The sequence below is a fragment of the Pseudomonas canadensis genome, assembly GCF_000503215.1.
Taxonomy (GTDB): Bacteria; Pseudomonadota; Gammaproteobacteria; order Pseudomonadales; family Pseudomonadaceae; genus Aquipseudomonas; species Aquipseudomonas canadensis.
The window spans coordinates 663,898-683,651 of sequence record NZ_AYTD01000013.1; the positions used below are offsets into that span (position 1 = coordinate 663,898).

The 19,754-nt window shown below is 61.9% G+C and carries 20 protein-coding genes, 1 pseudogene and 1 riboswitch; of the genes and pseudogenes, 9 read left to right on the forward strand and 12 right to left on the reverse strand.

All coding sequences use genetic code 11. The annotated features are described in order from the left end of the window. Positions 1–55: 55 nt before the first annotated feature. Positions 56–2,071 (reverse strand): excinuclease ABC subunit UvrB, encoded by a 2,016-nt coding sequence (gene uvrB, locus U367_RS0111970; RefSeq protein WP_028617131.1) that lies wholly within the window; start codon positions 2,069–2,071, stop codon positions 56–58. Between the two features lie 344 nt (positions 2,072–2,415). On the opposite strand from uvrB, the gene U367_RS0111975 reads away from it, so the two are divergent. Continuing rightward, positions 2,416–3,612, forward strand: coding sequence for an amino acid aminotransferase (locus tag U367_RS0111975; protein ID WP_028617132.1), 1,197 nt, complete (start codon positions 2,416–2,418; stop codon positions 3,610–3,612). A 188-nt stretch (positions 3,613–3,800) separates the two neighbouring features. Then, positions 3,801–4,010: a hypothetical protein gene (locus U367_RS0111980; protein ID WP_028617133.1), complete on the forward strand. Its 210-nt coding sequence runs from the start codon at positions 3,801–3,803 to the stop codon at positions 4,008–4,010. Between the two features lie 105 nt (positions 4,011–4,115). Here the strand turns inward: U367_RS0111980 and ptrR are convergent, their stop codons facing one another. Then, positions 4,116–4,988 (reverse strand): putrescine utilization regulator PtrR, encoded by an 873-nt coding sequence (gene ptrR / locus U367_RS0111985; protein ID WP_028617134.1) that lies wholly within the window; start codon positions 4,986–4,988, stop codon positions 4,116–4,118. Between the two features lie 104 nt (positions 4,989–5,092). On the opposite strand from ptrR, the gene U367_RS0111990 reads away from it, so the two are divergent. Next, positions 5,093–6,475 carry an aldehyde dehydrogenase family protein gene (locus U367_RS0111990; RefSeq protein ID WP_028617135.1) on the forward strand — a complete coding sequence of 461 codons (1,383 nt, stop codon included), beginning with the start codon at positions 5,093–5,095 and terminating at the stop codon, positions 6,473–6,475. 31 nt (positions 6,476–6,506) lie between these two features. On the opposite strand, the gene U367_RS0111995 is transcribed toward U367_RS0111990, so the two are convergent. Further along, entirely contained in the window at positions 6,507–7,415 is a 909-nt protein-coding gene (locus tag U367_RS0111995) for a LysR family transcriptional regulator (protein ID WP_028617136.1), read from the reverse strand. A gap of 110 nt (positions 7,416–7,525) precedes the next feature. On the opposite strand from U367_RS0111995, the gene U367_RS0112000 reads away from it, so the two are divergent. Next, a complete protein-coding gene (locus tag U367_RS0112000; protein WP_028617137.1) occupies positions 7,526–8,725 on the forward strand; it encodes an MFS transporter in 1,200 nt (399 codons plus the stop codon). Positions 8,726–8,728: 3 nt separating this feature from the next. Here U367_RS0112000 and U367_RS0112005 read toward each other — a convergent pair whose 3' ends face one another. After that, positions 8,729–9,034: a protealysin inhibitor emfourin gene (locus tag U367_RS0112005; protein ID WP_028617138.1), complete on the reverse strand. Its 306-nt coding sequence runs from the start codon at positions 9,032–9,034 to the stop codon at positions 8,729–8,731. A 14-nt stretch (positions 9,035–9,048) separates the two neighbouring features. Beyond that, a complete protein-coding gene (locus U367_RS0112010; RefSeq protein ID WP_028617139.1) occupies positions 9,049–10,113 on the reverse strand; it encodes a M4 family metallopeptidase in 1,065 nt (354 codons plus the stop codon). Between the two features lie 128 nt (positions 10,114–10,241). Between U367_RS0112010 and U367_RS0112015 the strand changes: the two genes are divergently transcribed. Beyond that, complete coding sequence (locus U367_RS0112015) at positions 10,242–11,168, forward strand: DNA/RNA non-specific endonuclease (RefSeq protein ID WP_028617140.1); 927 nt, start codon at positions 10,242–10,244, stop codon at positions 11,166–11,168. 304 nt (positions 11,169–11,472) lie between these two features. Here U367_RS0112015 and U367_RS0112020 read toward each other — a convergent pair whose 3' ends face one another. Next, positions 11,473–11,916 carry a hypothetical protein gene (locus U367_RS0112020; protein WP_028617141.1) on the reverse strand — a complete coding sequence of 148 codons (444 nt, stop codon included), beginning with the start codon at positions 11,914–11,916 and terminating at the stop codon, positions 11,473–11,475. 103 nt (positions 11,917–12,019) lie between these two features. Beyond that, positions 12,020–12,214, forward strand: a riboswitch (cobalamin riboswitch). Between the two features lie 101 nt (positions 12,215–12,315). Between U367_RS0112020 and U367_RS0112025 the strand changes: the two genes are divergently transcribed. Genes U367_RS0112025 through U367_RS0112035 form a run of 3 tightly spaced genes read left to right on the forward strand, consistent with a single transcriptional unit; the run spans position 12,316 to position 15,100 of the window. After that, positions 12,316–13,326 (forward strand): ABC transporter substrate-binding protein, encoded by a 1,011-nt coding sequence (locus tag U367_RS0112025; protein ID WP_028617142.1) that lies wholly within the window; start codon positions 12,316–12,318, stop codon positions 13,324–13,326. A gap of 8 nt (positions 13,327–13,334) precedes the next feature. Further along, positions 13,335–14,339, forward strand: coding sequence for a FecCD family ABC transporter permease (locus U367_RS0112030; protein ID WP_028617143.1), 1,005 nt, complete (start codon positions 13,335–13,337; stop codon positions 14,337–14,339). Further along, a complete protein-coding gene (locus tag U367_RS0112035; RefSeq protein ID WP_028617144.1) occupies positions 14,336–15,100 on the forward strand; it encodes an ABC transporter ATP-binding protein in 765 nt (254 codons plus the stop codon). The genes U367_RS0112030 and U367_RS0112035 overlap by 4 nt, the downstream gene beginning before the upstream one ends. Positions 15,101–15,147: 47 nt before the next feature. Here U367_RS0112035 and U367_RS01000000130065 read toward each other — a convergent pair. The 5 genes and pseudogenes from U367_RS01000000130065 to tspO form a co-directional block, all read right to left on the reverse strand. Continuing rightward, positions 15,148–15,644: pseudogene (locus U367_RS01000000130065) on the reverse strand (GNAT family N-acetyltransferase). Further along, entirely contained in the window at positions 15,641–15,865 is a 225-nt protein-coding gene (locus tag U367_RS0112045; protein ID WP_028617145.1) for a hypothetical protein, read from the reverse strand. Before U367_RS0112045 ends, U367_RS01000000130065 begins: the two are co-directional and overlap by 4 nt. Before the next feature lie 58 nt (positions 15,866–15,923). Beyond that, on the reverse strand, positions 15,924–16,382 hold the full coding sequence (locus U367_RS0112050; RefSeq protein ID WP_236639974.1) for a GNAT family N-acetyltransferase: 459 nt from the start codon (positions 16,380–16,382) through the stop codon (positions 15,924–15,926). Positions 16,383–16,423: 41 nt separating this feature from the next. After that, complete coding sequence (locus U367_RS0112055; RefSeq protein ID WP_028617147.1) at positions 16,424–17,368, reverse strand: alpha/beta hydrolase fold domain-containing protein; 945 nt, start codon at positions 17,366–17,368, stop codon at positions 16,424–16,426. Further along, complete coding sequence (gene tspO / locus U367_RS0112060) at positions 17,368–17,808, reverse strand: tryptophan-rich sensory protein TspO (RefSeq protein WP_028617148.1); 441 nt, start codon at positions 17,806–17,808, stop codon at positions 17,368–17,370. Before tspO ends, U367_RS0112055 begins: the two co-directional genes overlap by 1 nt. 193 nt (positions 17,809–18,001) lie before the next feature. On the opposite strand from tspO, the gene chrA reads away from it, so the two are divergent. Then, positions 18,002–19,189, forward strand: coding sequence for a chromate efflux transporter (gene chrA / locus U367_RS0112065; RefSeq protein WP_028617149.1), 1,188 nt, complete (start codon positions 18,002–18,004; stop codon positions 19,187–19,189). Here the strand turns inward: chrA and U367_RS0112070 are convergent. Beyond that, positions 19,178–19,750 carry a nucleotidyltransferase family protein gene (locus tag U367_RS0112070; protein ID WP_028617150.1) on the reverse strand — a complete coding sequence of 191 codons (573 nt, stop codon included), beginning with the start codon at positions 19,748–19,750 and terminating at the stop codon, positions 19,178–19,180. The genes chrA and U367_RS0112070 overlap by 12 nt on opposite strands. Positions 19,751–19,754 lie beyond the last annotated feature (4 nt).

The following is a 19,754-nucleotide window of genomic DNA, read 5'->3' on the forward strand; positions in this document are numbered from 1 at the left end:
GGGGGTTCTGGCAGACCGAGGTGCTCGCGAAGAGGCCATCACCGCCCCTGCAAGATCAAACAGCCAGCAACCGCTCGCGCAACTTGCCAATCTCATCCCGCGTCTGCGCCGCTGCCTCAAACTCCAGGTCCCGCGCCAACTGGTACATCTTCTCTTCCAGCTGGCGGATACGCTTGGTGATCTCGCTCGGCGAGCGCAGTTCGTTTTCGTACTTGGCGCTTTCCTCGGCGGCCTTGGCCATGCCCTTACGCTTCTTGCTACGCGAGCCCGGCACGGTGGCGCCTTCCATGATGTCGGCAACGTCCTTGAACACGCCTTTCGGGGTGATGCCATTTTCCAGGTTGAACGCGATCTGCTTGTCGCGACGGCGCTGAGTCTCGCCAATCGCACGCTCCATGGAGCCGGTGATGCGGTCTGCGTAAAGAATCGCCCGGCCATTGAGGTTGCGCGCCGCACGGCCAATGGTCTGGATCAGCGAACGCTCGGAGCGCAGGAAGCCCTCCTTGTCCGCATCGAGGATCGCCACCAGCGACACTTCCGGCATGTCCAGGCCTTCGCGCAGCAGGTTGATCCCCACCAGCACATCAAAGGTGCCCAGGCGCAAGTCACGGATGATCTCCACACGCTCCACGGTGTCGATATCCGAGTGCAGGTAGCGCACGCGCACGCCGTGGTCGGCCAGGTAGTCGGTCAAGTCTTCGGACATGCGCTTGGTCAGCGTGGTGACCAAAACCCGCTCCTCCAGAGCCACACGCTTGGTGATTTCCGAGAGCAAGTCGTCGACCTGGGTCAGCGCCGGGCGGATTTCGATTTCCGGGTCAACCAGACCGGTCGGCCGCACCAGTTGCTCGATCACGCGGCCAGCATGCTCGGCCTCATAATTACCCGGCGTGGCGGACACAAAGATGGTCTGCGGGCTGATGGCTTCCCACTCATCAAAGCGCATCGGCCGGTTATCCAGGGCCGACGGCAGGCGGAAACCGTACTCCACCAGGGTTTCTTTACGCGAACGGTCGCCCTTATACATTGCGCCCACTTGCGGCACGCTGACGTGGGACTCGTCGATCACCAGCAGCGCATCAGGGGGCAGGTAATCATAAAGCGTCGGCGGCGGCGCACCGGATTCACGGCCCGACAAGTAGCGTGAGTAGTTTTCGATACCGTTGCAGTAACCCAGCTCCAGGATCATCTCCAGGTCGAAACGGGTACGTTGCTCCAGGCGCTGGGCTTCCACCAGTTTGTTGTTGGAGCGCAGGTACTCCAGACGCTCGGCCAACTCGACCTTGATCCCTTCGATGGCACCCATCAGGGTTTCACGCGGGGTCACGTAGTGGCTTTTCGGATAGAAGGTGAAGCGTGGCAGCTTGCGGATCACCTCGCCGGTCAATGGGTCGAAGGCCGACAGGCTCTCGACTTCATCGTCGAACAGCTCGATACGGATCGCTTCCAGGTCGGATTCCGCCGGGTAAATGTCGATCACATCGCCGCGCACGCGGAACGTAGCGCGGGCAAAGTCCATGTCATTGCGCGTGTATTGCAGGCTGGCCAAGCGACGCAGCAGTTCGCGCTGGTCGAGTTTGTCGCCCCGATCGACGTGCAGCACCATCTTCAGATAGGTTTCCGGGCTGCCCAGGCCGTAGATGCACGACACGGTAGTGACGATGATCGCGTCCTTACGCTCCAGCAAGGCCTTGGTCGCCGACAGCCGCATCTGCTCGATGTGGTCGTTGATCGACGCATCCTTCTCGATAAAGGTATCGGAGGATGGCACGTAGGCTTCGGGCTGGTAGTAGTCGTAGTAGGAAACGAAGTACTCCACCGCGTTGTTCGGGAAGAACGCCTTGAACTCGCCGTACAGCTGCGCGGCCAGGGTCTTGTTCGGCGCCAATACCAGCGTCGGTCGGTTGATCTGCGCGATCACGTTGGCAATGCTGAAGGTCTTGCCCGAGCCGGTCACCCCGAGCAGCGTCTGGTGCGCCAAGCCGGCCTCAATGCCCTCGACCATCTGGCGAATGGCTTCCGGCTGATCGCCAGCGGGTTCAAAGCGGGTGACGAGTTGGAAATCCGACATAACGTACCTCGTGTAGTCACCCCCGGACTGTAAACCCGTCGAGGACGAAATAGACCGCCACCCGCGAAGAATCAGAGCGGATAGTAGGAAAAAACCATGATAGACATAGAAGTGGTGGCGAATGTGACGGGTTTCAAGGCAATCGCCCTACGCGCCCTGACCGATCAATGTTGCAATAAGACTAACGGTCAGCAAATAAACCGAAAAACTTGGCCGAAAAGCCGTTTCGGCTGTCGCCTCAGGCGGTGATGGTCTCTATACTAACTCCCCGTTTGTGCACCGCTCTAGTGCATTCGGCTGGAGCGCGACACGTCCCTCCTACCCCCCATAGAGCTGCCGCAAAAATGAGCCTGTTCTCCGCTGTCGAAATGGCACCACGCGATCCAATCCTGGGCCTCAACGAAGCATTCAACGCCGATACACGAACCACCAAGGTCAACCTTGGCGTGGGCGTTTACTGCAACGAGGAGGGGAAGATTCCACTCTTGCGTGCCGTTGCCGAAGCGGAAGCCATTCGCGTGGCGCAACACGCCGCCCGTGGCTACTTGCCAATCGACGGCATCGCGGCCTACGACAAGGCCGTGCAAACCCTGCTGTTCGGCGCAGAATCGCCGCTGCTGAACGCTGGCCGCGTTACCACCGTGCAAGCGGTAGGCGGCACTGGCGCGCTGAAGCTGGGTGCTGACTTCCTCAAGCAGTTGCTGCCAAACGCCGTCGTGGCCATCAGCGACCCGAGCTGGGAAAACCACCGCGCCCTGTTCGAAACCGCCGGTTTCCCGGTGCAGAACTACCGCTACTACGACGCCGCCACCCACGACGTGAACCGTGCCGGCCTGCTCGAAGACCTCAACGCCCTGCCACCCCAGTCCATCGTGGTGCTGCACGCCTGCTGCCACAACCCGACCGGCGTCGACCTGACCCCGACCGACTGGCAGAACGTGCTGGACGTGATCAAGGCCAAGAACCTGGTGCCGTTCCTCGACATGGCATACCAGGGCTTTGGCGACGGCATCCACGAAGACGCCGCCGCCGTGCGCCTGTTCGCTGAGTCGGGCCTGACCTTCTTTGTGTCCAGCTCGTTCTCCAAGTCGTTCTCCCTGTACGGCGAGCGTGTGGGCGCACTGTCCATCGTCGGCGACTCCAAGGAAGAAAGCGCGCGCATCCTGTCCCAGGTCAAACGCGTGATCCGCACCAACTACTCCAACCCGCCGACCCACGGCGCGGCGATCGTTGCAGCGGTACTGAACAACCCTGAACTGCGCGCCCAGTGGGAAGCCGAACTGGCCGAAATGCGCCTGCGCATCCGTGGCATGCGCGAGCAGATGGTGGCCGAGCTGGCCAAGGCTGCTCCGGGCCACGACTTCAGCTTCGTTGGCCGCCAGCGTGGGATGTTCTCCTACTCCGGCCTGACCGTTGAGCAAGTTACCCGCCTGCGCAGCGAATTCGGCATCTACGCCCTCGACACTGGCCGTATCTGTGTGGCGGCGTTGAACCAGTCGAACATTGATGCAGTCACAAAGGCAATTGTTCAGGTTCTCTAAACCTGACGGCGCTGCGGAAAGGGAAGCCACGGCTTCCCTTTTTTATGCCTGTCGGAAAACCGCCTGCTCCCCTAGACTGAATCCTGTAGGAGCCCGGCTTGCCGGCGATGGCGTCCCCATGGGCCTCATCGCCGGCAAGCCGGGCTCCTACAGGCAGAGTGTTCCGACATTACCCCAATGAGTAACCTATGAGAAACGACGACCTGGACCTGCGTGCCGACCGCGACGAACTGCATGACTACGCCCCACGCGCACCGCAACCCAAGCGCCAGAAGAGCCTGGTGCTGCAAGTGGCACTGGGTGTGTTCCTCGGCGGCCTGGCACTGTGGCTGGTGCAATTGGGTGCGACCGCACTGATGGCGAAGCTGGCGATGGGCACCCTGCAATTTGGCGGCTGAAAACGATCAAAATGTGGGAGCTGGCTTGCCTGCGATAGCATCAACCAGTTTTGCCTCATACACCGAGGTGCCAGCATCGCAAACAAGCCAGCTCCCACATTTGAATTACTGCGCTACCAGATTGCGTGCCTCCAACAACTTCACGAAACTGTTCAAACTCTGCGACACCGTCCCCCGCCGCCAGATCAGCCATGTGTGCAGGATCCGGAAGTTGTCCGTCAGCGGCCACACGCTCACCGCCGCCGACCCCGGCATGCTGTCGAGCATGCTGCGCGGCATAAGCGCCAGCCCCGCCCCGGCGCTGACACAGGCGAGCATGCCGTGGTAGGACTCGATCTCGAAGATCTTGCCCGGTACCGCGCCGTCCTGTGAGAACCAGCGCTCAAAGTGATGCCGGTACGAACAGTTGGAGCGAAAGGTGTAGATATTTTCGCCATTCACGTCCTGGCCGCGTTTGATCGGCGCGTGGTGCAGCGGCGCAATCACCACCATCTCCTCTTCAAACACCGCCACGCCTTCCAGGGTGGAATGCAGCACCGGTCCGTCGACAAACGCCGCCGTCAGCCGCCCCGACAGCACGCCTTCAATCATGGTGCCCGAGGGGCCGGTGCTCAGGTCCAACTCAACCTTGGTGTGCTTCTGGTTGTACGCCGCCAGCAGCGCCGGGATGCGCACCGCTGCGGTACTTTCCAGCGAGCCAAGGGCAAACGCGCCCTGGGGCTCCTCCCCCGCCACGGTCGCGCGGGCTTCCTGCACCAGGTCGAGAATGCGCCGCGCATAGCCAAGGAAATTCCACCCGGCCGGGGACAGGCGCAGGCGGCTTTTCTCGCGGATGAACAATTCCACGCCCAGGTCCTGCTCCAGTTGCTTGATGCGCGTGGTCAGGTTCGACGGCACACGATGAATCAACTGCGCGGCGGCGCTGATGCTGCCTTGCTCGGCAACGGCCTTGAAGATTTCCAGCTGCACCAGGTCCAAATCATTCTCCAATCGTGAACGTATTGCTTAATATTATTCAGTTTCCAGAAAAGAGATACCCCCGTACGCTGAACCCCACTGAATTCACTCAGCAGGACGGTGCCATGAACGCGACTACCCACGCCCTCTCGATCAACCCGGCCAACGGCGAAACGGTCGGCAGCTATCCGTATGAAACCGCGCAGCAACTGGACGCCGCCCTCGACCGCTCCACCCTCGCCTTCCGCGCCTGGCGCCGCCAGCCAGTGAGCCAGCGCGCCGAGTTGCTGCTGAGCCTGGCCAGCGCGTTGCGCGAACAAGCCGAAGACATGGCGCAGATGATCACCCTGGAAATGGGCAAACCCATCGCCCAGGCCCGTGCCGAAATCGAAAAATGCGCGCAACTCAGCGAATGGTACGCCGCCCACGGCCCGGCCATGCTCGCCCCTGAGCCGACCCTGGTAGACAATGGCAGCGCGCAGATCGAATACCGCCCGCTGGGCCCGATCTTCGCCGTGATGCCGTGGAACTTCCCGGTGTGGCAAGTGCTGCGCGGCGCCGTGCCGACGATGCTGGCCGGCAACACCTACGTGCTCAAACATGCGCCGAACGTGATGGGCAGCGCCTATCTGATCCAGCTGGCGTTCCAAAAGGCCGGTTTCGCCGATGGCCTGTTTGAAGTGGTCAACGTGACCAACGAGGGCGTGTCCAAAGCCATTGCCGACCCGCGCATCGCCGCCGTCACCCTCACCGGCAGCGTGCGTGCTGGCGTCGCCATCGGTTCCCAGGCCGGTGCCGCGCTGAAAAAATGCGTGCTGGAGCTGGGCGGTTCCGACCCCTTTATCGTGCTCAACGACGCCGACCTCGACGCCGCCGTGCAAGCCGCGCTGATCGGTCGTTTCCAGAACAGCGGCCAAGTCTGCGCCGCCGCCAAACGCCTGATCATCGAGGAAGGCGTAGTGGAAGCCTTCACCGCCAAATTCCTGGAAGCCAGCCGTGCCTTGGTGATGGGCGACCCGACGTCAGCCACCACCTACATCGGCCCGATGGCACGCTTCGACCTGCGCGACGAGTTGCATGGCCAGGTCCAGGCCACTCTGGAAGAAGGCGCGACCCTGCTGCTGGGCGGCAATAAAGTACCCGGCGCCGGTAATTACTACGAGCCGACCGTACTGGGTAACGTCACCGACCAGATGACTTCGTTCAAACAGGAACTCTTCGGCCCGGTCGCTTCGATCATCACCGCCCGCGACGCCGACCACGCCGTGGCCCTGGCGAATGACAGCGAGTTCGGCCTCACCGCGAGCATCTTCACCACCGACCCGGCCAAGGCGCGCGATATCGCCAACCAGCTGGAAACCGGCGGCATCTTCGTCAACGCCTTCAGCGTTTCCGACCCTCGGGTGGCGTTTGGTGGCGTGAAAAAGAGTGGTTTTGGCCGCGAGCTGTCGCACTTTGGCGTGCGGGAGTTCTGCAACGCGCAGACGGTGTGGCTGGACCGCAAGTAACACACGTGGGTGGTGCGGGCACGGGTTGTGGCTATCGCCCTCCCAGCCCCGCCACCAAGGCTTCCAGCACCACACTGACCTTGGGCAACGCCTGGCGATTCCTTACCCAGGCCAGCCTGATCGCAGCCCCCTCGGTGGCCAGCTGCGGCAGCACCTCAACCAACTTGCCTTCCTCCAGCGATGGCCGGACGACCCACGACGGCAGTTGCACGATCCCACAACCGGCCAACGCGGCCTGCATCAAGCCATCGCCATTGCCAATCACCAGGTGCGGCGACATCTGCCAGCGCCGTGCAGTGCCCTGTTCACCGGCGAAGTTCCAGGGGCTGACGCGTCCGTCCACCCAGCCGTAGGCGAGGCACTGATGCCGTTCAAGCTCACGCTCGCACGTCGGGGTGCCATGGTTCGCCAAGTAATCCGGCGAGGCACACAACGTATGCCATTCGTGCGCGAGCACACGCTGTTCGATCGTGTCTGGCCAGCCCTGCGCCCCACCGACACGCACCACCAGATCCACACCCTCCTTGAACGGGTCCACTAACCCGTCGCTGAAGGAAATGTGCGGCACCAAGGACGGAAAAGTCTTCAGCAAAGGCAGCAGCACCGGCAACACCCGGACGCGCCCAAACACATTGGGCAGATCAATGCGCACACGTCCACGCGGCTCGCTTTGCTCGGCGCGCAGCGACAGCTCGGCCTCCTCCAGGTCAGCCAGCACCCCCGTACAGGTACGGTAAAACTCCACACCGGCCTCGGTGAGGGACAAGCGCCGCGTTGTGCGCAGGAACAGTCGAGCGCCCAGGCGCGTTTCGAGCCGCGCGATGCTTTTGCTGATGGCCGAGGCAGTCAGGCTCATTTTCTCGGCAGCGGCGGTAAAGCTGCCGGAGTCCGCGACACACACAAACACATCAATACCTTTCAAGCGTTCGGAAGAAAACATGCACGCCCCGCATTTGTGAATTCAGGTCAGCCAAACTTGTAATTAACATCCTAAATCAGAATTCAAATCAACAGTAAGCTATGGCCGATGAACCTGGCACTGAGGCTCGGATGCTGACCACGCTGAAAAACTACCCCCTGACCGTCAACCTGCTTCTGAGTGCGTCACTGGTGTTGACCCTCGCCAGGGCCATCACCCTGCCCTATCTGGTGATCTACCTGTCGAGCCAGTTCCAATTGGGCGTCGCCGACATCGGCCTGGTGATCGGCAGTTCACTGATCGTCGGCTCATTATTGAGCCTGTACGGCGGTTTCCTGGTGGACAGCCAGCCAGGTTACCGCTTGATCCTGGGCTGTTGCGCGGTGTTCACCTGCGGGTTTCTGGGAGCGTTTGCCGCGCGGGACCTGTGGGTGTTCTACGCCTGCCTGGTCGCGATCAACCTGGCGTACGCCGTCATTGATATCGCAGTCAAATCAGGATTTGGCCGCCTACTGCCCGTCGATGCGCGCAGCGAAGCGTTTTCGATCAAATACACCCTGACCAACATCGGCTACGCCGTCGGCCCTTTTCTCGGTGCGGGACTGGCCGCGCTCGCCATCAGCCTGCCCTTCCTGGCGTCGGCGATGCTGGGCGCCGGTTTTTTTATCGTTTACGCCGTGTGGGGTGACAAGCACTCGATGCCCGTGGACACAAGCCAGCCCGGCGCGCCATTCCTGGCGGTCGGCAAAGTGCTGCTCAGTGATTATCGGCTGGTGTGTTTTACCCTGGGCGGTGCACTCAGTGCCGTGGTGTTCGGCCAATTCACCGCTTACCTCTCGCAATATCTGATCGTCACCACGACACCCGAAATGGCCTACCGGATAATCAGCAGCGTGGTGGCCACCAACGCGCTGATGGTGATCAGCCTGCAGTACGTGATCGGCAAGCGAATCACCCATCAGCACTTGAATCTGTGGCTCGCAGGTGGGTTGGGCATGTTCATCGTCGGCCTGGCGGGGTTCGGCTTGTCCACCTCGCTGATGTTCTGGGTGGTAGCCATGGCGGTCTTCACGCTGGGAGAGATCATCGTGTTCCCTGCCGAGTACATGTTCATCGACATCATCGCCCCCGATCACCTGCGGGGCATGTACTACGCTGCGCAAAACCTGGGCAACGTTGGCGCAGCCTTGGGCCCGGTGCTGTGCGGGATGGTGTTGGCGACACACCCCGCCCACACCATGTTCTATATGCTCGCGCTGTTTGTGGTCGCGGGCGGGTTGCTCTACAGCCTGGGCGCGTCTCTGGCAGGCAAGGTTAACGCTGCCACCTGAACATCAGCAGCGCACATGCCGACGCACACACTGCACCAGCCCGTCCAGCGCCTGCGACTTCACCGGCGCCAGCACGCAGACCGTGTGCTCGCGCTGATCCTCCTTCACCGTCAGGGTGTAATGCACCTGGCCCGGATTACCGGTGGCAGGTGCATTGCTTTGCGGCAATTGAAAGAAGTCGCAGGCCTCGACAAGCCGCCGCAACTCCTGCTGGTCCTGCTCCGGCAGCGCGTCCAGTTCCACCGTCTGTGGCTTGGCCAGGCCCGGAAAGAACCCAGGCCCGCCATTTTCCTTGATTGAAATTTGCATGGTTGTTCCTCGCGTCAGACAGCAATGCCGACCGCTTTCCAACCGTCCTTGACCGCTTTCTGTTCATCCTTGTTTGCGCCGTAGAGTCGGCCCGCAACATCGTAAGTGATACGCGCAAAGCGCAGAAAGCCGGAGTTGGGCCGCAGCCGCGCATCGCGCAGCGCGTCATACCAGATGCGCCCGGCGCGCTCCCAGGCAAACCCGCCCAGCGCTGTCGCCACCTGGTAGAACGCATGGTTGGGAATGCCGGAATTGATATGCACCCCGCCGTTATCCTCGTAGGTTTGCACAAAATCATCCATGTGCCCGGGCTGCGGGTCCTTGCCCAGCAGTTTGTCGTCAAACGCGGTGCCGGGGGCTTTCATCGAACGCAGGGCGGTGCCTTTGATCTTCTTGGTGAACAGCCCTTTGCCGATCAGCCAATCAGCGTCTTCCGCGCTTTGCTTCAAGGCATATTGCTTGATGAGCGAGCCGAACACATCCGACAGTGACTCGTTCAACGCTCCGGACTGATTGAAATACATCAGCTTGGCCTCGTCCTCGGTGACGCCATGGGCCAACTCATGGCCAATTACGTCAAGCGCCACCGTGAAGCGGTTGAACAACTGCGCATCCCCATCGCCAAACACCATCTGGGTCGAGTTCCAGAACGCATTGTTGTAGTTCTGGCCAAAATGCACCGTGGCATCCAGCGCCATACCGGCGTCGTCGATGGAGTTGCGATCAAAGACCTGGTCGAAAAAATCGAAGGTGGCGCCCAAGCCCTCGTAGGCTTCGTCCACCGCGGCATCACCGCTGGCGGGTTGCCCCTCACCACGCACCAGCGTGCCCGGCAGGCTGTCGGTGCCCTCGGCGCTGTAGATCGAGCGGCGCTTATCGGCCCCCATGGCCAGGGCCATGTGTGCCGGTCCTTTGGCAGGTTCGGCGACCATGCGCAACGAGCGGAACGTCGTGTCCTTGGCGCGGGTGCGCAAGGCGACCTCCCGTTGCGCTTTATCACCGTTGCGCGCGATCTGGTCGAGCATATAGGGCGGGATCAGGCAGAAAATCGGATTGCGATGCGGCTGACGAACACACATTGGCTGGCTCCATTTGGCAGGTGACAACGTCCGGGTCATCGATTCAGGATAGCCCCCAGGGGTTAACGCGTGTCATCAATTGTCATTAACCTATGTTGCAGTCGTGTTTATCCAAGGAGGACTGACTGATGCCCGCACGTAAAACCAAAATCGACCTTTCATACCGCCCCAGGCTCGCTGACCTGCGCCCGTTGATCGCACTGAGCCCCACAGTGCTGGAGGCACGGGCGGCGACGCCACGCGTCACCCCAGCCAGAGACTTGAAGGACCGACGCGGCTACGCCGAGGACTTTCTCGGCAGCTTCGGGGTGCCCTGGCCCACGGTTGAAGAGGCCTTGGCGGGAGATGCACAGAAGCGCCTGGACTACACGCACTTCTCGATCACGATGTCACGCGCCAAGCGGCTTGCGCTGTATGTGGGCGTCAACATCGATGGTGGTCAGCACGTCGACATCATTCGCAGCAACGACACCTGGGCGTATGACGGCCGCCTGCCCATCGATGCGCAGGTGGGCGAAGCGCTGTATGCCAGCAATGGCCTGGATCGCGGCCACCTGGTCCGCCGACAAGACCCCAACTGGGGCGACGAGGCGCAAACCGCCAACCTCGACACCTTCCATTTCACCAACTGCTCGCCGCAGATGAGCGGGTTCAACCAGAAGACCTGGCTGGAGCTCGAAGACTACATCCTCGATAACACCCAACGCTGGAAAGCCCGCGCCACAGTGTTTACCGGCCCGGTGTTCGCCGACGACGACCGAGTGTACCGAGGCGTGCAGATCCCCAAGGCGTTCTGGAAAGTGGTCGCCTACCTCAGCGACAACGGCAAGCCTAGCGCGAGTGCCTACATGATCGACCAGAGCCGCGAACTGGGCCAACTGGATCTGGTGTTCGGCCAGCTCAGGACCTACCAGCGCAGCGTGATCCAGATAGAGCGCCTGACCGGCCTGCGCTTCGGCAACCTGGCCGACTACGACGGCTTCAGCAACGAAGAGCGCGCCACCGGCACGCGGATTGAAGCGCTGATACAGGGTCCTGAAGACATTCGACTCTGACCGACGCTTCACATATTGAACTGCGTCACACCCAACGCCAACCACGATGCGAAGCGAGCCGCTCTGGCTCTTGATCTTGATCTGGCTTTTGATCTCAGGCGCCCCGTCAAACACGCTGGCCGAACGCAGGCTTGAATCCGTGGGTAACCCGGCAGGACGCCGGGTTAGCCGTCAGGCCGCCTTCGCAGGCAAGCCAGCTCCCACATTCTGGATCACGGGAGTAACAGTAAGATTGCAGCCGGCCGTCAAGCCGCCAGCGCCGTACCCCGCGTGGTGTAGATACCTGCGCCCTTTGGCCGCCCCCTCATTGCGCATTGATGTAATGAAACTGCGCCTGCGACTTCTCAACCGCCGCACGCACGTTTTCCTTCTGCGCATCGGTGCCCGAGTAGTAAATCTGCAGACCCTTCAAATCCTGCCCTTCGACGGCTTTGCCGATCACCGCAACGTCGACCGGCGTGCCAGCCCCCATGATTAAAAAGAACACATCGCCCAAGCGCTTGGTATTCAGCAATTCGCCCCTGAGGCTGGCAGCGTTTTGGTCGCCGGCCATGGAAATCGCCAGGGTGTCGCCGAACATACCGCTTTTGGGGATGCTCATCGTGTGCAAGCGAAGCTTGTCTGAGTCGGCCGGCATCGACTTGACATAGGCGGTGGTGGCCTCGTCGAGAATCTGCTGTTCGGATTTACCTTGCGTGGCACAACCGGCCAGGGTGGCGATAAGGACGAGCGCGACAAATGATTTCACGGTGTATTCCTTGTGATAAAGCGATCCATGGGCTGAGCATCATAGGAGCCTCACTGCCAGAGAGCTACCGTTGAGTTCACGGCCTCCCGTTCAACCGCGTGATCGACTACCATACCGCGCCGGTTCCCGAACGGGACTAATAGGGAATCCGAAGCGCGGTACAGCCGTGCCAATCGGAACTGCCCCCGCAACTGTAGGTGCTGAGCCTGCTCCCTGATGCCACTGGACCTTGTCCGGGAAGGCCGGAGCCTGGCGACGACGCATCAGTCAGGAGACCTGCCGGCCCAAGCTCAATTACTAACCGGCGGGGTGTCCGGGAAGGACATTCTTGCTGTCGCTCTCGCAGCGCTTAAGGGTGTATTTCCGAATGGCACGCACGGTTCACTCGGAGATTGCCCCATGCTGCCACGTGTTACCGCCCTGCTCGCTGGCCTGGGTTTCTGTGCCCTGGCCCAGGCCGCGCCCACTCACTATCCGTTGACCGTGGAAAACTGCGGCAGCCACCTCACCTTCCAGCAAGCGCCGGCCCGCAGCGTGACCATCGGCCAGGCCGCCACCGAAATGCTCTACGCCCTGGGCGTGGGCAATAAAGTGGTCGGCACCTCGCTGTGGTTCAACAGCGTACTGCCACAGTACAAAGCGCAGAACGACAGCATCGAGCGCCTGGCCAACAATGAGCCAAGCTTTGAGGCCGTGATCGCCAAACGCCCGCAACTGGTGGCCGCCGAGCTGGAATGGGTGGTCGGGCCGCAAGGCGTGGTTGGCACCCGCGAGCAATTTCATGAGCTGAAGATCCCCACCTACCTGTTGCCTTCGGACTGCGAAGGCAAGGACAACCTGGTCGGTGCCGACGGCACGCGGCTGGAGCCGTTCCGTATCGAAACCATTTATAAAAGCATCAGCCAACTCGCCGAGATCTTCGACGTGCAGGCACGCGGCCAACAGCTGAACGAAGAACTCAAGGCGCGCCTGGCCAAATCCGTCGCCACCGTGCAAAGCAAGGGCCTCAAGCAAGCCAGCGCCTTGGTGTGGTTCTCCAGTTCCGAGATGGCCAGCGACCCTTATGTGGCCGGCCACAAGGGTATTCCGCAATTTATGCTGGAAACCCTCGGCTTGCATAACGTCGTACAGTCCGACGAAGAGTGGCCCGCCGTCGGCTGGGAAACCCTCGCCAAGGCCAACCCGACCGTGCTGGTGATCGCGCGCATGGACCGCCGCCGCTACCCCGCCGACGACCATGAAAAGAAACTCGCCTTCCTGCGCAGCGATCCGGTGACCCGCAACATGGACGCGGTGAAAAACAACCGCATCATCATCCTCGACGCCCTGGCGCTGCAGGCCAGCATCCGCACGTTCGACGGCCTTGAACAACTGGCCACGGCCATCGACGGCTACGATCTGCACCCATGAATACCAGCGTGATCCACACCCTGCTCGCCCTGGCCCTGCTATTAGCCGCCGTCCTCGCGGGCGTGGCCATCGGCGAAACCGCCATCTCGCCGCACGTGGTACTGCAGGTACTCGCGAACAAACTGTGGGCCGCCGGTTATGCGCTCGACCCCATCGACGAAGGCGTGGTGTGGAACTACCGCCTCACCCGCGCCCTGGTCGCCGCGGCGTGTGGCGCCGGGCTGGCGACGTGTGGCGTGATCCTGCAATCGCTGCTGCGCAACCCGCTGGCCGATCCGTACCTGCTGGGCATCAGCGCCGGCGCCTCGACCGGCGCGGTGCTGGTGGCGTTGATCGGTGTGGGCGGCGGGTTGATTTCGTTGTCGGCGGGCGCGTTTGTCGGTGCCATGGCCGCGTTTGCGCTGGTGATCCTGCTCGCGCGCGCCAGCGGTTCGGCCAGCGGCACCGGCCAGATCATTCTGGCGGGCATTGCCGGGTCGCAGTTGTTCAATGCACTCACCGCGTTCCTGATCACCAAATCCGCCAGTTCCGAACAGGCGCGCGGCATCATGTTCTGGCTGCTCGGCAACCTCAGCGGCGTGCGCTGGCCTTCGGTGTGGCTGGCGGTGCCAGTGGCGATTGGCGGGTTGGCCGTGTGCCTGTGGCACCGTCGGGCGCTGGATGCGTTTACCTTCGGCAGCGACTCGGCGGCCTCCCTCGGCATTCCGGTGCGCCGGGTGCAGTTTGTATTGGTGGGCTGCGCGGCGCTGGTGACGGCGGTGATGGTGTCGATTGTCGGCTCCATCGGTTTTGTCGGATTGGTGATTCCCCACGCCGTGCGCCTGCTGCTCGGCACCGGGCACTCGCGCTTGCTGCCGGCCAGTGCGTTGGGCGGCGCGTTGTTCTTGATTGCGGCGGATGTGCTGTCACGCACCCTGATCAAAGGCCAGGTGATTCCGGTCGGCGTGGTCACCGCGCTGGTCGGTGCGCCGGTGTTTGCGCTGATCCTCATTGGCCGGAGGAATGCGCGATGACCGTGCTGAGCTGCGCAGGATTGGGTTTTAAAGTGCGCGAGGCGCAGTTGCTGAGCGACATTCATCTGGAGGTTCAGCCAGGTGAAACACTGGGGATTGTCGGTCCCAATGGTTCTGGCAAATCCACCTTGCTCAAGCTGCTCGCCGGCCTGCGCACGCCAGCGTCCGGCGAAGTCCTGTTAGGCGGCCAGCGCCTTGGCAAGCTATCGCGCCGCGCCATCGCACAGCAACTGGCGGTAGTGGAACAGCAGGCCGACACCGACGACGCCATCCGCGTGTTCGACGCCGTAGCGCTGGGCCGCACACCGTGGCTGTCGGCGCTGAGCCCCTGGTCCTGCGAGGACGACGCCATCGTCAACCAGGCGCTGCACGACGTCGACGCCACCCACCTGAGCCATCGCGCCTGGCGCAGCCTCTCGGGCGGTGAGCGCCAGCGCGTGCACATCGCCCGTGCGTTGGCACAGCGGCCGCAGATCCTGTTGCTGGATGAGCCGACCAATCATTTGGATATCCAGCATCAGCTTGGCATTTTGAAGGGCGTGCAAGGGTTGCCCGTCACCACCTTGATTGCCCTGCATGATCTGAACCAGGCATTGACCTGTGATCGGCTGGCGGTGCTGGATCATGGCCGGTTGGTGGCGCTGGGCAAACCACTGGAGGTGCTGACGCCGCAGCGCTTGCAGGAGACGTTCGGGGTGCAGGCGCATTACCTGACGGACCCGTTTGATGGGGCGCAGATATTGCGGCTACGCCCAAACTGATCAACGCGTCCCACTGTAGGAGCCCGCGCCTACAGTGGGTGGTGGTGTTAGAGGATGCGTTGCATATGCGTCGTGCGCCACACCGGGTCCGTGTCCACATCCACCACCTCGAACCCCTGCCGCAGCCAAAAATCAATCGCCCCCGGCAAAAACGGATGGGTGTGCAGGTACATCACCGCGACCCGATCTGCTTTGGCCTGCGCCTCCAGCGCACGGTACAACTCGCCCGCCAGACCAAAGCGGCGGAACGCCGGCAGCACAAACAGGCGCACCACCTCCACAGTCTTGCGGCCCTAGTAATCCAACTGCGGGAAACGCCCGTCATAGGGTAGGTAGCCAATCGCAGCGACTATCTCGCCCTCATCGCGGGCCAGCAGAAATTGCCCATCGCCCTGCAGATAGATCGCCTCGAACTGCGCCAAGTCCACCGGCATCCCCGTCGCGCTGAGCTTGGGGAAAAGCTCGGCACGGGCTTGCAGCACGAATCTCAATACCTCAGGATATCCGCCGCAGTGGCCACCTGAATGATCGGGCTTGAACTCATGCAACGGCTATCTGTGTAATCCCCACCACCTGCGCCTGCTCCAGAATTTCATCCGGGCTCGCATCCGCGGGCGGCAGGATCAAGCCATTCTCGGCGTCGCCAAAATGCAGCTGTAGCAGGTGCAACGCCGCTTCATGCACCTGCAATTGGGGTTGCTTGAGTTCGAACACATGGGTGCGGGGCTCGTCGTTGAACAGGTAGTTGAGGGTGTATTCGTGCACGGGGGAGTCCTTTTTATAGAATAAGAGCAACTGATTAACCTGACTCATCGATCAATTTTTAAGTTCCCAATCCATTTGCGCGCTCATAGCGAAGGTAGCCATGGGAGTCTGTCCCCACCGCGATAAACCCTGCACATTCATACATCAGCCGGGCGGGGTTGTCTGGGCGCACGCTTAAACTCAGGTGAGTGCAGCCGCTGCCCAGCGCCGCAACCCCATAGGCATCCAGTAATGCCCGACCTATCCCCTTGCGTCGATAAGCTTCACTGACATTGATCGTGTAGAGCTCGGCGAAACTGTCCTCGGGTCTCCATAACGAATACCCGACAAATTCACCGTCAAGCATCGCTACCGTGAGCAGCTCGAAGTTATCGACCCACAGAGCGAGGTTGTGCTCCACCTTGGAGCGCCAACCGGCTTCGTGAGTGGGCTCCCACTGTTGGATGTAGGCCAGCTCCCCTCGGTAGATTGACGGGAGGTCAGTGACGATCGCCGGGCGTAGACTCAGTGCGTTCACAGGCACGTTGTTTCCTTGGCGCTGTATTGAAAGGCGAAAGATTACTCGGACGATGGAAGGTTGAGTACTTCCCCGTTCACTCGCTGGCTTATCCACTCACGGCTATAGGCAAGCACTTCCTTCCCCATCACCACCGGAAAATGAATAAACCCATGCGCCGCCTCCGGCAACAAATGCGCCTCAGCTCCCGGCCACCGCTCAGCGATCAACAGCGTGTCATCCCTCAACGGGTCCAGTTCCCCCACGAACATCAACGCCGGGGGCAGGCCTTCGAAGTCGCCATACAAGGGTGACAGCGGCGGCAACCGACGCGCGTCATCACTCAACCCCGGCGTGAGCAGGCGCAGCGCCTCGACCATACCCGGGCCGTCCAGCAACAAGGTGTCGGGCCCCGCCGCGCGCACGCTGGGTGTCCCGGTCAAGTCGTAGACGCCGTAATACAACACCGCCCCGCTCACCCGTTGGAGCAGCGCGGGCCATTGCTTCAACGCCAGCAACGTCGCCGCTGCCAGGTGCCCGCCCGCCGATTCGCCGACGACGATCACCGGCAGGCCGGCAAATTCCTCAGTGGTGAGCAGCCACCGCGCGGCCGCCAGGCAGTCGTCCATCAGCCCTTCGACCGGCGTGTCGACCGCCAGCCGATAATCCACCGACACCACCGCCACGTCGCAGGCGTTGACCATGCCCAGGTTGAGGTCGTCATCCATCTGCGCATTGCCGATCACCCAGCCGCCACCGTGGATATCCAGCACCACGCCCTTGGGCTTGCCGCCGGGGCGCAGGATGCGCACGGGGACCGAGTCGACGTAGTGGGTGTCAGCCAAAGGCGCTTGCTTGATCTTTTGACTGACCCGCAACAGCGCCTGGATCAAACGCGGCGTGACGCGATTGCGGATCTTGAAGCGCGGCAACCAGGCAAGCTTTTGATTGAAGCGGCGCATCTCGGCCCGTTCAGGCTCGCTGGCGGGCCAGGCTTTAACGGCCATCAGCGGTTATTCCGCAGAATCGAGAAGTTGAGCGCCGCCGCCACACAAAGCCACGCCAGGTACGGGAACAGAATCAAGCCGGTGATCAGGTCCAACTGCACCGCCAGCACCACCATCGTCGCGACGGTCAACCACAACACTGCCAGAATCACCATCCCCGCGAGGATGCGATGGGCGCCGAAGAACACCGGCGTCCACAAGGTGTTCAACGCTATCTGCGCCGCCCACAGCGCCAACACCATTTGGCTGCCAGGGATCAGGCTGAGACGGTAACCGGCCCAGGCCAGCAGCAGATAAATGATCGTCCACGCCACCGGGAACAACCAATTAGGTGGGGTGAAGCTGGGTTTGACCAGGGATTCGTACCAGGCACCCGGCTTGAAAATAAGGCCGGTGCTCGCGGCGGCGGCACAAGCCAGCAGAAAAATAAAGAAAGTCATCGTCTGTCCTTGGCTGTAGTCAGCGGTTGTGAAGGGCCGGCTTTTTCCGTGCCTGCTTAAATGACTCAAGCGCGCGGGCAAAAATTCAATCAAAGCGGCACATCGGGCAAACCGACACCGCTTCTTCACGTCATCAAATTTCGCTAAGGTGCTCGCACGTTAGCCCGATTTGTCATGAGCGAGACCCCTCACTTTGGCTCACCCCTCTACCCATCCTTGGAAGGTGTTCCTGATCTTCCTGCGATTGGGCCTCACCTCCTTCGGCGGCCCGATTGCGCACCTCGGCTATTTCAGGCATGAGTTCGTCACACGGCGACGCTGGCTGAGCGAGCGCAGTTACGCCGAACTGGTTGCGTTGTGCCAATTTCTGCCCGGCCCGGCCAGCAGCCAGGTCGGCATCGCCCTAGGCCTGTCCCGCGCGGGTTACGGCGGTGCCGTTGCGGCCTGGGCCGGTTTCACGTTGCCATCGGCCATTGCGCTGATCCTGTTCGCCCTGGGTCTTGCGCACTACGGTGCCGTAATCCCCACCGGTGCGTTGCATGGCCTCAAAGTCGTCGCCGTGGCCGTGGTGGCCCAGGCGGTTTGGGGTATGGCACGCAACTTGTGCCGGGGCGTGGCGCGTTTCACGCTGATGCTGATTGCTGCAGGCGTGGCACTGCTGGCGCCGTCTGCCTGGGGCCAGGTCGGTGTGATCATCGCAGCAAGCGTGGCCGGCCTGTTGCTGTTCAAGCTCGAACCCGGCGCCGAGCATGACGCGCTGCCAATCGCCATCAACCGCCGCGCAGGCGCCCTGTGGCTGGGGCTGTTTGTGATTGCGTTGGTGGGCTTGCCGGTCCTGGTCAACTGGCTGCCCAATCCCACCCTGGCCCTGGTGGATGCCTTTTATCGCACCGGCTCACTGGTATTCGGCGGCGGTCACGTGGTGTTGCCTCTGCTGCAAGCCGACGTGGTGGCGCCGCAGTGGGTAAGCAACGACGTTTTCCTCGCCGGCTACGGCGCCACCCAGGCCGTACCTGGCCCGCTGTTCACCTTCGCCGCCTTCCTCGGCGCCTCGATGAACCACGCCCCGACCGGCTGGCTGGGCGGCACGGTCGGCCTCCTGGCGATCTTCGCACCGTCGTTTCTGCTGCTCTTCGGCGCCCTGCCCTTTTGGGCCAGCTTGCGCCGCAGTCCACGCACCCAGGCTGCACTGGCCGGGGTGAATGCGGCGGTGGTGGGGCTATTGCTGGCGGCGTTGTACCAGCCGGTGTGGACCAGCGCGATTTTCACTGCGCTGGACTTCAGCCTGGCAGTGGTCGCCCTGACATCACTGATGGTATGGCGCTTGCCACCCTGGCTGGTCGTTGCCGGCTGCGGCGTACTGGGAGGCTTACTGGGCTGAACCCGGCTCCACGATCCGCAGCCAAGGCCAGCGCGCCTGATAACTTCTGGCCTTCTGCGCAAACAACGCTGGCTCCGGATGCAGCGGGTTGATGCGCAGCACGCCCTGTGCGATGTCTTCCAACCCATACGGCGCATACAACTCGCCCGTGGCAATCTCCAGGCCGATGCAGGTGCCCGCTACCAGATACCGGTCAATCCCCTGCTTGGCCGTGTGCAACTGTAGATAAGGCCGGCCGAAGCGCTCGCCGTACCAAAGATGAACCCGCGCCTGGTTCTTCACTTCCACATTCACGCCCAGGTCCTGGAACAACTGCTCGGCCGCACGGATTACCCTATCCTCGGCCTCGTAGGACAAGTCCGTATCAAAGTAGAAAACGTCGTAGTCCTTTACGCCCTGGGCAGCAGGCAAGTTCGACTGATGATTCCACACCGCCTGGAACAGGCAGCCCGCCGTGAGGAAACATTGGTCCACCCCGAGGTCAGGCAGGCGCGCGGTGATCTCGGCGTTGATGGGGTTGGCCATGGCCAGGTTGAGCAGGGTTTCGACGGTCAATGTCATATGC

Excerpts from the sequence above, each read along its gene's own strand:
- uvrB (WP_028617131.1), bottom strand. The coding sequence starts at position 2,071 with ATGTCGGATTTCCAACTCGTCACCCGCTTTGAACCCGCTGGCGATCAG.
- U367_RS0111975 (WP_028617132.1), top strand. The coding sequence starts at position 2,416 with ATGAGCCTGTTCTCCGCTGTCGAAATGGCACCACGCGATCCAATCCTG.
- U367_RS0111980 (WP_028617133.1), top strand. The coding sequence starts at position 3,801 with ATGAGAAACGACGACCTGGACCTGCGTGCCGACCGCGACGAACTGCAT.
- U367_RS0111990 (WP_028617135.1), top strand. The coding sequence starts at position 5,093 with ATGAACGCGACTACCCACGCCCTCTCGATCAACCCGGCCAACGGCGAA.
- U367_RS0111995 (WP_028617136.1), bottom strand. The coding sequence starts at position 7,415 with ATGTTTTCTTCCGAACGCTTGAAAGGTATTGATGTGTTTGTGTGTGTC.
- U367_RS0112000 (WP_028617137.1), top strand. The coding sequence starts at position 7,526 with ATGCTGACCACGCTGAAAAACTACCCCCTGACCGTCAACCTGCTTCTG.
- U367_RS0112005 (WP_028617138.1), bottom strand. The coding sequence starts at position 9,034 with ATGCAAATTTCAATCAAGGAAAATGGCGGGCCTGGGTTCTTTCCGGGC.
- U367_RS0112010 (WP_028617139.1), bottom strand. The coding sequence starts at position 10,113 with ATGTGTGTTCGTCAGCCGCATCGCAATCCGATTTTCTGCCTGATCCCG.
- U367_RS0112015 (WP_028617140.1), top strand. The coding sequence starts at position 10,242 with ATGCCCGCACGTAAAACCAAAATCGACCTTTCATACCGCCCCAGGCTC.
- U367_RS0112025 (WP_028617142.1), top strand. The coding sequence starts at position 12,316 with ATGCTGCCACGTGTTACCGCCCTGCTCGCTGGCCTGGGTTTCTGTGCC.
- U367_RS0112035 (WP_028617144.1), top strand. The coding sequence starts at position 14,336 with ATGACCGTGCTGAGCTGCGCAGGATTGGGTTTTAAAGTGCGCGAGGCG.
- U367_RS0112055 (WP_028617147.1), bottom strand. The coding sequence starts at position 17,368 with ATGGCCGTTAAAGCCTGGCCCGCCAGCGAGCCTGAACGGGCCGAGATG.
- tspO (WP_028617148.1), bottom strand. The coding sequence starts at position 17,808 with ATGACTTTCTTTATTTTTCTGCTGGCTTGTGCCGCCGCCGCGAGCACC.
- U367_RS0112070 (WP_028617150.1), bottom strand. The coding sequence starts at position 19,750 with ATGACATTGACCGTCGAAACCCTGCTCAACCTGGCCATGGCCAACCCC.